At 40.5% G+C, this 12,864-nt stretch carries 14 protein-coding genes; 12 read left to right on the forward strand and 2 right to left on the reverse strand.

The features are described 5' to 3' along the window. Window positions 1-125: 125 nt before the first annotated feature. The 3 genes from NSR00_RS12100 (at window position 126) to NSR00_RS12110 (ending at window position 3,939) form a co-directional block, all read left to right on the forward strand. A complete protein-coding gene (locus NSR00_RS12100; protein ID WP_340789022.1) occupies window positions 126-2,186 on the forward strand; it encodes a transglycosylase domain-containing protein in 2,061 nt (686 codons plus the stop codon). A 285-nt stretch (window positions 2,187-2,471) separates the two neighbouring features. Beyond that, window positions 2,472-3,305 carry a lipoate--protein ligase family protein gene (locus tag NSR00_RS12105; protein ID WP_340789024.1) on the forward strand — a complete coding sequence of 278 codons (834 nt, stop codon included), beginning with the start codon at window positions 2,472-2,474 and terminating at the stop codon, window positions 3,303-3,305. 19 nt (window positions 3,306-3,324) lie between these two features. Beyond that, the gene (locus NSR00_RS12110; RefSeq protein WP_340789026.1) at window positions 3,325-3,939 is read left to right on the forward strand and encodes a PH domain-containing protein; all 615 of its coding nucleotides are present in this window, start codon (window positions 3,325-3,327) and stop codon (window positions 3,937-3,939) included. A gap of 231 nt (window positions 3,940-4,170) precedes the next feature. On the opposite strand, the gene NSR00_RS12115 is transcribed toward NSR00_RS12110, so the two are convergent. Then, the gene (locus NSR00_RS12115) at window positions 4,171-4,848 is read right to left on the reverse strand and encodes an RsfA family transcriptional regulator (protein ID WP_066251351.1); all 678 of its coding nucleotides are present in this window, start codon (window positions 4,846-4,848) and stop codon (window positions 4,171-4,173) included. Window positions 4,849-5,030: 182 nt separating this feature from the next. Here NSR00_RS12115 and NSR00_RS12120 point away from each other — a divergent pair, with 182 nt between their 5' ends. The 5 genes from NSR00_RS12120 (at window position 5,031) to NSR00_RS12140 (ending at window position 8,569) form a co-directional block, all read left to right on the forward strand. Then, complete coding sequence (locus tag NSR00_RS12120) at window positions 5,031-5,255, forward strand: DUF1450 domain-containing protein (RefSeq protein WP_094244732.1); 225 nt, start codon at window positions 5,031-5,033, stop codon at window positions 5,253-5,255. A gap of 166 nt (window positions 5,256-5,421) precedes the next feature. Beyond that, window positions 5,422-6,747 carry an HD domain-containing protein gene (locus tag NSR00_RS12125; protein WP_063389055.1) on the forward strand — a complete coding sequence of 442 codons (1,326 nt, stop codon included), beginning with the start codon at window positions 5,422-5,424 and terminating at the stop codon, window positions 6,745-6,747. 17 nt (window positions 6,748-6,764) lie between these two features. Further along, window positions 6,765-7,283 (forward strand): YwgA family protein, encoded by a 519-nt coding sequence (locus NSR00_RS12130; protein WP_339210662.1) that lies wholly within the window; start codon window positions 6,765-6,767, stop codon window positions 7,281-7,283. A gap of 100 nt (window positions 7,284-7,383) precedes the next feature. Beyond that, the gene (locus tag NSR00_RS12135; RefSeq protein ID WP_144597598.1) at window positions 7,384-8,046 is read left to right on the forward strand and encodes a site-2 protease family protein; all 663 of its coding nucleotides are present in this window, start codon (window positions 7,384-7,386) and stop codon (window positions 8,044-8,046) included. 16 nt (window positions 8,047-8,062) lie between these two features. Next, a complete protein-coding gene (locus NSR00_RS12140) occupies window positions 8,063-8,569 on the forward strand; it encodes a YwhD family protein (RefSeq protein WP_063389058.1) in 507 nt (168 codons plus the stop codon). Between the two features lie 76 nt (window positions 8,570-8,645). Here the strand turns inward: NSR00_RS12140 and pta are convergent, their stop codons facing one another. Beyond that, on the reverse strand, window positions 8,646-9,620 hold the full coding sequence (gene pta / locus NSR00_RS12145) for a phosphate acetyltransferase (protein WP_340789028.1): 975 nt from the start codon (window positions 9,618-9,620) through the stop codon (window positions 8,646-8,648). Window positions 9,621-9,852: 232 nt separating this feature from the next. Here pta and hemQ point away from each other — a divergent pair, with 232 nt between their 5' ends. From hemQ to gerQ, 4 genes are all read left to right on the forward strand, one after another. Then, entirely contained in the window at window positions 9,853-10,620 is a 768-nt protein-coding gene (gene hemQ / locus NSR00_RS12150; protein WP_063389059.1) for a hydrogen peroxide-dependent heme synthase, read from the forward strand. Beyond that, window positions 10,613-10,957, forward strand: a complete 345-nt coding sequence (locus tag NSR00_RS12155) for a hypothetical protein (protein WP_340789033.1) — start codon at window positions 10,613-10,615, stop codon at window positions 10,955-10,957. Before hemQ ends, NSR00_RS12155 begins: the two co-directional genes overlap by 8 nt. A 273-nt stretch (window positions 10,958-11,230) precedes the next feature. Then, the gene (locus NSR00_RS12160; protein ID WP_340789251.1) at window positions 11,231-11,608 is read left to right on the forward strand and encodes a cell wall hydrolase; all 378 of its coding nucleotides are present in this window, start codon (window positions 11,231-11,233) and stop codon (window positions 11,606-11,608) included. Between the two features lie 10 nt (window positions 11,609-11,618). After that, window positions 11,619-12,062, forward strand: coding sequence for a spore coat protein GerQ (gene gerQ / locus NSR00_RS12165; protein WP_340789036.1), 444 nt, complete (start codon window positions 11,619-11,621; stop codon window positions 12,060-12,062). Window positions 12,063-12,864: the final 802 nt, after the last annotated feature.

A 12,864-nucleotide genomic window follows, 5' to 3' on the forward strand; every position in this document is an offset into this window, starting at 1 on the left:
AAAAGTATAGTGGAATCTATCAAAATTGCAAAGAATAAATTTCATTTTTCATAGGTGGAAGTTTAAAAACTTGCGAATCACCTCATACTGAATAACAAAACGAACGGGCTTAAGAGGTGATGGAAATGGAAGCGATGACGCCAAAAGGCATTCGTCTTACCATCAAAACAATCCGGGCATTATTTTTTATTCATTTTTTTGTTTTTGCTGCGGCAGCTATTTGTATTGCGGTTGTTTTGATTGCGGCTAAAGTACAAGGCGCTCCTTCCATTGTTGTGCCGCAATCATCTGTATTGTACGCAAGCAACGGAACGAAAATCGGTGAGGAGCATCACGGCGGCCGCCGTTTTTGGGTGGAACTTGATGAAATTTCACCCTATTTAATCAATGCGACAATCGCTATTGAGGACAAAAATTTTTATGATCATCACGGTTTTGATTTTAAACGAATAGCAGGTGCTGCCGTTGCCGATCTCAAAGCGATGGCAAAGGTGCAGGGAGCCAGCACAATCACCCAGCAATACGCAAGAAATTTATATCTTGGATTTGAAAAAACGTGGGCTCGGAAAATGACAGAAGCTTTTTATACCATTCGGCTCGAGATGAACTACTCGAAAGAAAAAATTTTAGAAGGCTATTTAAATACAATATATTATGGACACGGAGCCTACGGGGTCGAGGCGGCCTCCCGTTATTACTTCGACAAAAAGGCAAAGGACTTGACGCTCGCCGAAGCCGCTCTACTTGCCGGCATTCCGAAAGGACCGTACTCCTATTCACCGATGGTGAACTATGATCTATCAAAAAAAAGACAAGAGATGATTTTGCAGACAATGGTCAAACAAGGGTTAATTACAAAAAAAGAAAGTGAACTGGCTGCAAAGGAAAAATTAACGTTCAAAACGAACGAAAACACCAAAACAGAAGAGTTTGCCCCCTATTTTCAAGATGAGGTTATGAAAGAAGTAAAAGAAATATTGCAGGACCACCAATTAATTGAAACAGCCGGTCTGAAAATTTTTACTACTCTTGATCCAAATCTGCAAAAAATTGCTGAATCGACCGTAGAAAAAGTCATGAGGAAAGACTCGGATATCCAAGTTGCCTTCTCGGCAATCGATCCGAAAACAGGCGAGGTAAAAGCTCTAATCGGCGGACGGAATTATAAAGAGAGCCCTTTTAACCGCATGACTCAGGCAAAACGTCAGCCTGGTTCAACGATTAAGCCGTTTCTATATTATGCAGCCTTGGAAAATGGATTTACGCCGTCCACAACGCTGAAAAGCGAGCCGACAACGTTCCATTTTCAAAATGGAACAAACACGTATTCCCCAGGCAACTACAATGGCTACTACGCAAATGATGAAATTACATTAATAGAAGCCCTTGCTTTGTCCGACAATATTTATGCTGTTAAAACCCATATGTTTATCGGTATGGATCAATTAATAAAAATGGGAAAGCTTTTTGGAATCGGAGAAAATTTTAAAATGGTTCCGTCGCTAGCTTTAGGAACTTCTCCCGTAAGGCCGCTCGATCTCATGAACGCTTACGGCATTTTAGCGAACGGCGGTCAAAAAATAAAACCGATATTTGTCCGTAAAATCATTGATAAAAATGGAAAAGTCTTATATGAGGCAAATGTTGAAAAGGAACAAATTCTAAATGAACAAACAGCCTTTATCACCGCACATTTAATGACCGGCATGTTTGATCGAAAGCTAAACAGTTATACAACTGTTACAGGGGAAAACATTATCGATCAACTATCAAGGCCTTTTGCTGGGAAATCCGGGACGACAAAGACTGACAGCTGGATGATCGGATTTGCCCCGCAGCTCGTAGCAGGTGTATGGACAGGTTATGACAAAGGAAAGACGATTGACATGGTCGAGGAACGCGCCTATTCGAAAAAAATTTGGGCCGGCTTTATGGAAGAAGCGTTGAAACATGAACCTGTAAAACAATTTAAGCCGCCTGAAGGAGTTGTCGGCGTTTATGTCAATCCGGAAAACGGGCTTTTAGCGACGAAAGAATGTCCCGTCTCCCGCCTTGCGTATTATGTGAAAGGCACGGAACCAACAAAATATTGCATGGAGCACCTCGACAATATGGAAGAGCCGAAAAACAGCGGGCGGAAAAAAAAGGATGAACCATTATGGAGAAGGCTCATGCCGTGGTTTTAGACATATAGGCAAAATAAGGGTTTGCGCATAGTCTTGACGCAAGCCCTTATTTATTTTTCAAAGAAGATGCAGCTCCTGTGATATACTATAAAAAAGGACGATATATATTTCAGATGTCATAACAAGAGACCAGTCCTTGTAGAAATCGACCGATTACATATATGTTACAGCTCTTATATTTTTCGAAAACTTCAGCGAAGAATCTGAGGAAACATAAACGAAATAGCCGATTTCTACTATCCTTTTCATGCTTAAAAACACACGACTGAAAGGATTATCACAGCAATGAACGAATTATTAAAACAGCCGGAATGGAGAATCATCGATCATTCAAGCTTAGGACTCTTTTTTGATGCCAAGCAATCATTCGCTTACGATGATACGTTGTGCACGACAGTCGGGAGTGGCATGTCCCCCGCGACAGTCCGCACTTGGGTGCATCATGATACGATTGTTCTCGGCATTCAAGATACAAGAGCCCCGTTTTTAAAAGATGGAGTAGATTTTTTAAAAAAACAAGGATATAAAGTCATCGTTCGAAATTCCGGCGGGTTGGCTGTTGTTTTGGATGAAGGGATTTTAAACGTATCGATCATTTTACCGGAAAAGGAAAAAGGAATTGACATTAACCGTGGTTATGATGCAATGAAGGATTTAATCTGTTTCATCTTGAAACCGTATGGTGCAGAAGTCGAAGCAGGAGAAATTGTCGGTTCATATTGTCCCGGGAGCTACGACCTCAGCATTCACGGCAAAAAATTTGCCGGCATTTCTCAGCGCCGTCTTAAGAGAGGCGTAGCGGTTCAAATTTATTTATGCATCACAGGAAGCGGAGCAGCGCGCGCAAACGTGATTAAACAGTTTTATGACAAGGCAGCAAAAGGAGAAGCCGAACATTTCAAGTACCCAAACGTAAATCCGAGCACGATGGCGTCTTTACATGAATTATTAAAGGTGAAGTTAACCGTCCAGGATGTGGTGCACCACCTTTTTGCAGCTTTACAACATTTGAGCGGCCGCATTTATTCCTCCAATTTAACCGACTTTGAACTGGAATTGTATGAAGCAAACTTCATAAGAATGATAGAGCGGAATGAAAAATTTTTGCCTAATATGTAAATCGGGAAGGGAGAATGTTATGTTTAAAAAAGTAGCTTCTGATGTTTTAGGATTAAGTGATATCGGCACGGTGATCAAGCCGGAGGATTATGATAAAGTGGACGCGGATGATTATGTCATGCATGAGGATGGGGAAAAAATCTACTTCCTCATTAAGTCGAAAACCGACGAGTATTGTTTCACAAACAAAGCGTTAATCCACGTTGACGGCACTAGCGCTGTCAGCAAAAAACGCACTTTAAAGCGGTATGACTACTATGCCCACCGCATTTCAAACGTTGTGCTTGAAACGGCAGGGACTATTGATTTAGATGTAGAAATCAAATTCCAAATCGGAAACACGTCTTTTTCCATTGATGTTCATAAAAAACATCTAGAAGAGCTAAAAGATTTGTATAAAGCGTTGATTAAAATAGAAGAAATTTCAAACGATCATGACAATTATATGGAGTATGCAAAACAAAGCCTGCAAATGGCCGCCTCTGTATTCACCAACAACCGCATTAATGAAAGCAATATTTCCGAGCAATTTAAAGAAATTAACGATATTGCGTTCAATTGGCTGATGAATGCGAAAAAGCAATACAATTTAAAAGATTACGGGTTTGTGTTTGACCTTTTTATCCAACAATAAACACTAAATAAGTGCCTAAAAAATAAATCAAGCAGAGAAAAATAAACCGTTTCTCTACTTGATTTCGTATGTTTGTTTGAAAGTAGCCGGCGAATGCCTGCTACTTTCGGACGTTGCGGCTAATGCCGCAATCCCTTTTTATTTTTTGTATGGCTATTATTCAAAATAATATTGAATAAGATCAGGCTGCCGCCCTTTGTCCTTTAAAAGACGCAGGCGGAGCGTCTTCCGCTATTCCGCCATTTTTTCCAGATTGCCGTTTCGATCCATTTTAAACGTTGTTGTCGGACGTTCTTCTTCCTCAAAGAGAACTAGCTTTCGAGCGCGGTTCATAATCTTCATAAGTGTTTCATAGTCTTCTTGAACTGTTTTCGATTCTTCCTCAAGCTTGGCAACCTTCTTCTCCAACTCTTCGTTTTTCTTAATCAGTTCTTCATTTTCTTTTTTCAAACGCTCGTTTTCTTGCTGCAAAGCCTCGATATGTTCACTGTTCCCTTGGTAAGTTCTTAAAAATTCAATTACACTATCCATTGTCAGCTCCACTTTTGAATTGGCTGCGAGCTCTGGATGATTATAATTCTTTGAATTTTGCACCGCATTTACTTCAGTAAAATCACCAGGCGACGCTTCAGGCGGCGTATAAAGCAATCGCTTCTTTGCAGTCTGGCCTTTCCCAAGCGCTCTCATTTTCTGCTTTCTCTGTTTTTTTGCAAGCTGCAAAGCTTTTTCATACTTATGGCGCACAACGGCGTTCCAGCGGAAGCCACAGGCGGCCGACGTGCGGTTCAGCTTATCACCAACTTCTTCAAAAGCGTTTAATTGCGTGCTTCCTTCACGGACATGCCGCAAAACGGTTTCTGCTAATAGCAGATCGTTTTCTTCTGTCCAAGCATCCTGTCTTGTTTTCATTCACTCTCAACTCCCTTATTCTTGAATAATACTATTTGTTCTAGCATCATTTTTCCCAAAAGATTAAAAATATATACAAGGATAGTAGATTTTTACAGAAAAGCGCTGTACTTGATTTCAAAAAAAAGACAAGGTATACTACCCGATAGTGCTTATTCATAAAGAAAGGATTGTTCAAAAGGATGGCAAATGAGTTCCGTGTATGCGACGATTGTAAAGCGCCAAATTTAAAATCGCTTATTCCGAAATTAAAGAATTTGGATCCCGATTGCAAAATTGAAATCGGCTGCCAATCGTACTGCGGGCCCGGAAGAAAGAAAACGTTTGTATTTGTGAACAACCGTCCGGTCGCTGCGTTAACGGAAGAAGAGTTAATAGAAAAAGTGAAAGCAAAGCTTAAAAAATAAGAAACCGCCTTTTAAGGAATGATTGCTTCCTGAGGCGGTTTTTTATTTAAGGTTGTTGAACGACATTCCTTTGTGTCTGTTTAGAGCCGCACTTTGAAAAACGAGGTGTTCACCTGAATTTAAACAAGTTATAATATAATCATGTCAAAACGGAAGAGGGAAGAAAATGACCTATGCAAGTGAAAAGCTGCCAGAAGAAAAAGTTTTTAAAGACCCGGTTCACCGTTACATCCACGTTCGCGATAAAATCATTTGGGATTTGATCGGGACAAAAGAATTTCAACGGCTGCGCCGCATCCGCCAGCTCGGGACAACTTTTTTAACTTTTCACGGTGCGGAGCATAGCCGATTCAACCACTCTTTAGGCGTTTATGAGATCGTCCGCCGAATTGTTGATGACGTATTTCGCGGGAGACCGGAATGGAACGAAGATGAGAGGCTGCTAAGCTTATGCGCTGCCCTTTTGCACGATGTCGGACACGGTCCCTTTTCTCATTCGTTTGAAAAGGTCTTCCATCTGGATCACGAAGATTTTACCCAAGCCATTATTTTAGGAAATACAGAAATAAACCGTGTTCTCTCAAATGCAGGGGCGGAATTCCCGAAAAAAGTGGCAGAGGTCATTGCGAAAACATACAAAAATAAGCAGGTTATCAGCTTAATTTCCAGCCAAATTGACGCCGACCGAATGGATTATTTGCAACGAGATGCTTTTTACACAGGCGTTCAGTACGGTCATTTTGACATGGAACGCATTTTGCGCGTGATGAGGCCGAGAGAGGATCAAGTCGTCATTAAATACAGCGGCATGCATGCTGTCGAAGATTATATTATGAGCCGATATCAAATGTACTGGCAAGTATATTTTCATCCCGTAACGAGAAGCGCTGAAGTCATTTTGTCCAAAATTCTCCATCGAGCAAAAGCTCTGTATGAAAATAATTATTCATTCCAAGCAGATCCAGTCCATTTTTATTCGATTTTCAAAGGAGATGTTACAGTCGAAGATTATTTAAAATTAGACGAATCCATCATCCTTTATTATTTCCAAGAATGGCAAAAGGAAAAGGATCCGATTTTAAGCGATCTGTGCAACAGATTTATAAACAGGCGCCTGTTTAAATATGTGGAGTTTCAACCGTCCAATGAACAATTGATGAAGCTGATTGAACTAACGAATTTGTTCAAAAAAGCAGGCATTGATCCGGAATATTATCTTGTTGTCGACTCGTCTTCAGATCTTCCGTACGATTTTTACCGACCGGGCGAGGAAGAAGAACGGCTGCCGATCCATTTGCTCATGCCAAACGGGGAAATACGGGAGCTTTCAAGAGAGTCGGAAATTGTGGACGCCATTACCGGAAAGCGGAGAACGGATCATAAATTATATTTTCCTCTTGATTTTTTAAAAGATTTCTCGGAGAAACGAAACTTGAAAAAACAAATTTTAGAAATTTTGCAGCTAACTGACAAAGATGGATTTATTCTGTAGGTGAGGAGATGAAGGGTGTGTTAACCGAACACGCAAAATTAATGAAAGTGCTGTCCGCTTCGAAAGAGATCATCGGACGAAAAAAACTGCAAAAAATTATATTTATAGCAAAAAAACTTAATTATCCCTTTTATGAAAAATACGAATTCCATTTTTACGGGCCGTATTCAGAAGAGCTGACGCTTCGCATTGAAGAGCTTTGCAACATGGGCTTTATCAATGAAGTAAAAGAAAAAAAAGGCGGCTATTATCAATACAAATATTCCCTTACAAAGTCGGGGCAGGAATTTTTAAGCCATTACGATTTGGACATGCCCGAACTGCAGAATTGCATAAATGAATTAAACGCCCAATCAGCACGTTTTTTAGAACTTGTATCAACCATTTTATATTTTGATCATTTGGACAAGGAAGAAGTGAAGGAAAAAGTATTCACGCTCAAAAAAAAGCAGCGTTATACGGATGAGGAAGTGGAGGAAGCTTATCAATTTATTCAACGATTGCAAGATCGCAAATTCAGTGCAAAAATCAGCTGAATTTTCCCCTGAAAAAATGAAGAAAATCCTTTTTATGTATTTCAACCTTTTTATAGTATACTGTAAGCAAAGGAAATTGTTAGAATAGGAGGGCGCATTTTTGCCGTTTTTATATTACGATTTGGAAGTTATACCGTTTGTCATTATTGCTTTGATCGTCGGCTTCACTATCCATGAATTTTCACATGCATTTGTTGCCTATAAGTTCGGAGATCCGACAGCGAAAAATCAAGGGAGGCTGACCCTTAATCCGATCTCCCATTTAGATCCGATCGGTACTCTTTTAATATTTTTGGCAGGGTTTGGTTGGGCAAAACCCGTTCCGGTGAATCGTTTCTATTTTAAAAATCCCCGCTTATCCGGGGTATTAGTATCTGTAGCTGGTCCATTGAGCAATTTATTCATTGCCTTTCTCGCTTTTTTGCTGCTGAACTTTTTCTTTTCGTTTGGATTATTTGCTGGCTTATCTTATGATGGAGCCAGAATGGTTGAACAATTTTTTAATATTCTTATATCATTAAATATTATGTTGTTTATCTTTAATTTATTGCCGTTTCCGCCGCTTGACGGTTATCGCATCATTGAAGATTTAGCCCCGCCGGACATCCGCGCCAAGCTTACTCAATATGAAAATTACGGAGTGCTTATTTTTTTAATTATTGTTATCACCCCTTTGGATCAATATATTATTCATCCGATATTTAATTGGGGAAGCCGAGCCGTTATCACTCTTTTTCATTTCGTTTTACAACCGTTCTTTTAAAGGGAGGGATGTTTACATGACAGAAAAAAAGAAAAAGGTCGAGTTCCAAATTATTAAAAACGATCCAACTGACGGCCATCGCGGCTTTGGAGCAGGCACCCTTAGCCTGGAAAATGTTTCCCCTGTCTTCATTGACATCGAGGAAAAAACGGCATTTGTAGATATCGGCGCAATGCATGCAAGAAGCCAGGTAGAACGCGGCATTAAATTTACTCATGTGAAAGAAGACGTTCCGAACGGAAAACCGTATTGGCTTGTATGGGTAACAATTGACAGAAAAGAAGATGGGCCATATTATGCCGGGGTTGCTGCCTGTTATATGACTGTTGATCGCGAGGCAAGACGAGGTTATAAATCATTGCCTGAACACGTAAACCGCATGGATAAATCGCTAAAACGGAACATCATTGTCGACCACATGGATGAAAGCTCGAAAAAAGTTCTTTCCGATTTTCTTCGAAACCATGATGAAGGCATGTGGGAGCGCTCAAGCGATGAATTAAAGCAAAGCCTTTCTGTTTAGAAGCGGAAGGTGTTGTTGATTCAACAAAAAATGTGAAAAGCAGGGAATTTTTGATGGAAAATTCCCTGCTTTTTGTTTATGCAAGCGCCTGAAGGGCTGTGATTATCGCTAATTTATATACATCTTCAGCGTTGCAGCCGCGAGATAGATCGTTCACTGGAGAATTCAATCCTTGGAGAATCGGTCCGATCGCTTCAAAGTTTCCAAGTCTCTGTGCAATTTTATAGCCGATGTTTCCAGCTTCAAGGCTCGGGAATATAAATACATTGGCATCGCCTTTAATTACAGATCCCGGCGCTTTCTTTTCCGCAACAGACGGGACGAAAGCTGCATCAAATTGAAACTCTCCGTCCAATATTAAGTCCGGAGCCATTTCTTTTGCCAATTCAACTGCTTTTGCCACTTTTTCTGTTTCTGGGGATGTTGCTGAACCTTTTGTCGAGAAGCTGAGCATAGCAACGCGAGGGTCGATATCAAACATTTTTGCCGTTTTCGCGCTTTCAATAGCGATCTCTGCTAACTCCTGACTGGTTGGAGCGATGTTGATCGCGCAATCAGCAAATATATATTTTTCCTCACCACGAACCATGACGAATACGCCTGATGTTTTTTTCACGTTTTGTTTCGTTTTAATGATTTGAAGAGCCGGCCGCACTGTATCTGCAGTTGAATGTGCCGCACCGCTCACAAGCCCGTCCGCTTCCCCTTTATAAACAAGCATCGTGCCAAAATAATTTTCATCCAAAAGAAGCTTCCGTGCTTCTTCTTCTGTCACCTTTCCATTACGGCGTTCAACAAAGCTTTGAACAAGCTCTTCTATTCCACTGTAATTGGCAGGATTATATATTTTTGCACCTGCAACAGAAATATTTAAACTCTTTGCTTTTTCTTCAATTTCTGTTTCATCCCCAATTAAAATGGGCTGTAACAAATTTTCCCCTGTTAATCGGGAAACTGCTGTTAAAATTCGCTCATCCAATCCTTCAGGAAAAACAATTTTAATATTTTTTCCCGATATTTTATTTTTCAATGCTGCAAAAATGTCTGCCAAAACAAAGTCAGCCTCCTTAAATTTAAAACATTCTTGTTTATCATGAATTGTTCCATTTACTTTTAGCATACCCCACTTGCTCTTAAATTTAAAATTGAAATATTTCGTCATAGCGCTTTCAACGGCACTTTTTTTATTCTGTCACATAATTGTCATACTGTTTTACCCGGATATTCTCCCCTAAACTGTGGTATAGTAAACTTGTACATAGCCAATATGAGAGGTGACGAAAATGAGTGAAGAAGTTCGTTCAAATGAAGCCGTTGAAACGCTCGATGGTTGGTATTGTTTGCACGATTTCCGCTCGATCGATTGGAGCGCTTGGAAAACTTTATCTAGCGATGAACGCCAGGAAGCTATTCATGAATTTCTGAATTTGTTAGAAAAATGGAGTGCAGTGGAAAAAGACCAACAAGGCAGCCACGCTTTATATACGATCGTTGGACAAAAAGCAGATTTGATGATCATGATTCTCCGGCCAACGATGGAAGAATTGAATGAGATTGAAACGGAATTTAATAAAACAAAACTGGCTGAATATACAAGCCCTGCCTATTCATATGTTTCCGTTGTGGAATTGAGCAGCTACGTAGGCGGCGGAAATGATGAAGATCCGTATCAAAATCCATATATCCGATCTAGACTATATCCTATTTTGCCGAAATCAAAATATGTTTGCTTCTATCCGATGGATAAACGCCGTCAAGGCAATGACAATTGGTATATGCTGCCGATGGAAGAGCGCCGGAGCCTCATGAGAAGCCACGGACTTATCGGCCGCAAGTACGGAGATAAAGTAAAACAAATTATTACCGGTTCTGTCGGATTTGATGACTGGGAATGGGGCGTCACGCTCTTCTCTGATGATGTTTTGCAGTTTAAAAAGCTCGTATATGAAATGCGTTTTGATGAAGTAAGCGCCAGATACGGCGAATTTGGCTCTTTCTTTGTCGGCAACATTTTGCATCCTGAAAAAATTGCAGCATTTTTACATGTATAAACCAGTACTGCTTTCAGTACTGGTTTTTTCTGCTGAAGACCTACCAATAGTAAGCAAGCAATCTAGCTGCATGCTTAATGTGCAAGAAAAAATGTCATACTATACAGGAAGTGTAATAAATCACGATTTATCTCTTTCTTCACATGCAAAAAATAAAAGTACGGGAGATTTGAAGAAAAATTTCAATGGAAAGAATGGGCGAGAGGGTGACTTTTCCCAACACCATGCACCATGCCAAGCGTCATGGATGAATACATATGCTGCCATTCATGCCACTTCTCAAAATATGGGGCTGTCCAGTCAAAATCCACTGAAAATAAAACATCATAAGCATTGATATATCAGTGTTTCTAAAACATTAAAGGGGAGTCTATAAGCCGGAAAATCGACTTATTAGACAGCCCCTCATACTTTATAAGCTTCTTTTTTTCTTTTACAGAACAAATGATGTCGGAATGAGATTTTTTTCCGAATGTCATAAAAAAGACTTCGTCGTCATACATTGGAATGAAAGATTACTATTTAGGCAATGTCTTTTAAAAAAAGGCAGGTGAAAAAATGGCTGTAATTCCCACATACTGAAGAAGATGTAAAGCTATTGGCCAGATTGATGAGAGCTGAAGCAGAAGGAGACGGAGATTTAGGCATGCTTCTTGTAGGCAATGTCGGTGTCAACCGTGTCCTTGCAGATTGTTTAGACTTTAAGGATATACGCACCGTTCGCAGTATGGTGTTTCAAAGCCCCGGAGGCTTCGAAGCCACACAGAAAGGATATTTTTATCAGGCTGCAAGGCAAAATGAAATAAACTTAGCAAGAAAAGTTTTGAAAGGAAACCGCTACAGTCCTGCAGAACATGCTTTGTGGTTTTTTAAGCCATATGGCGATTGCCCTGCTACATGGTATAACCAATATAACTCAGGACGATATAAATCCCATTGTTTTTATAGTCCTGCACAATCTGTTTGCCCAAGCGTATATAGATTTTAGGAGGTTGAACATGAGCAATAAAAAACAGAACCAACGGCAGCAGCAGGGGTATCCAGTTCCTGCAGTTACTCCTGTACAGCCAACCTATCCGTACGGATTTTACGCGCCCAGCGGGTCTGTTATCGGCGCCCCTCCCTCAGCTCAACCAAGCGGCACCAGCGGTCAAGCTGTACCCGGAATGCTTCCGCTTGAAGAATCCTATGTCGAAAACATTTTGCGCTTAAATAAAGGGAAATTGGCCACCGTATACATGACCTTTGAAAACAATCCTGAATGGCCGGCGAAAGTATTTCGCGGCGTCATTGAAGCTGCCGGAAGAGATCATCTCATTTTAAGGGACCCGCAAACAGGAAGGCGATATTTATTGCTGATGGTTTTTTTGAATTACGTCACTTTCGATGAGGAAATCGTATATACATCCCCTCAAAGTCTCGCTTCTTATCCACCAAGATAAGAAAAACGCTAGACAGAGAGAGGCCGGTAGGAATGCTGCAAGACGCTTACAATTTCTTGATCAATACCCTGCCCTCTTGTCTAGTTCTTGTCAAATAGACAAAAGTCTAAGCATCCTTGCTTCTTTAATGAAGCAAGGTTGTTCAGCTTTTCTATGAGCTTTTATTTTCATTTTGATCTTAACTAGAAAACTTTCAAAAACGACCAATTAAGCTTTTTTATTTTCCCTTCGACTTAAAACGCATAATCGAGATTCTGAAAAAAGCTCCGATTACCTCCCCCATTTCATCTAGGGCATTTTCCGCATCCATAGCAATCGAGTAGGAGGGAGCGATTAACTCCCGTCCTCTCACACCACCGTACGTACGGTTCCGTATACGGTGGTTCAATTAAGATAATTGACGCAAGTCTTTATAACTTCCGTGAATAGCTGTTCTCTTTATGCCAGTGGTCACTCCACCCTCCAAGAGGTCTCCCACGGGATTCACCGCTTCCTCCCTCAAGTGAGGTACTACGTTTTCTGTGTTCATCATGACTCACTGAATGCCAAGGGCTATTCTCTCTTAATTGTTCGGTCCTTCTTAGTTGTTCTAGACCAACTAATACTATGACCTCTGCTGACTTCTGACGGTTCAGCTACTTATCACTAAGTAGGTTATGAAGAGTACTTCACATATCCGCCAGACCTCCCCGGGTAAGTACATGCACTTTCACACCATCTATCCGCCTCATTTACTCGATATGACCTTCGACAGAAAGAGCTTTGTTTTGTTATGCAAACTCACTCAATCATACCTAGCCTT

This window comes from Aeribacillus sp. FSL K6-8394, assembly GCF_038008865.1.
In the GTDB taxonomy this organism is placed as follows: domain Bacteria; phylum Bacillota; class Bacilli; order Bacillales; family Aeribacillaceae; genus Aeribacillus; species Aeribacillus composti.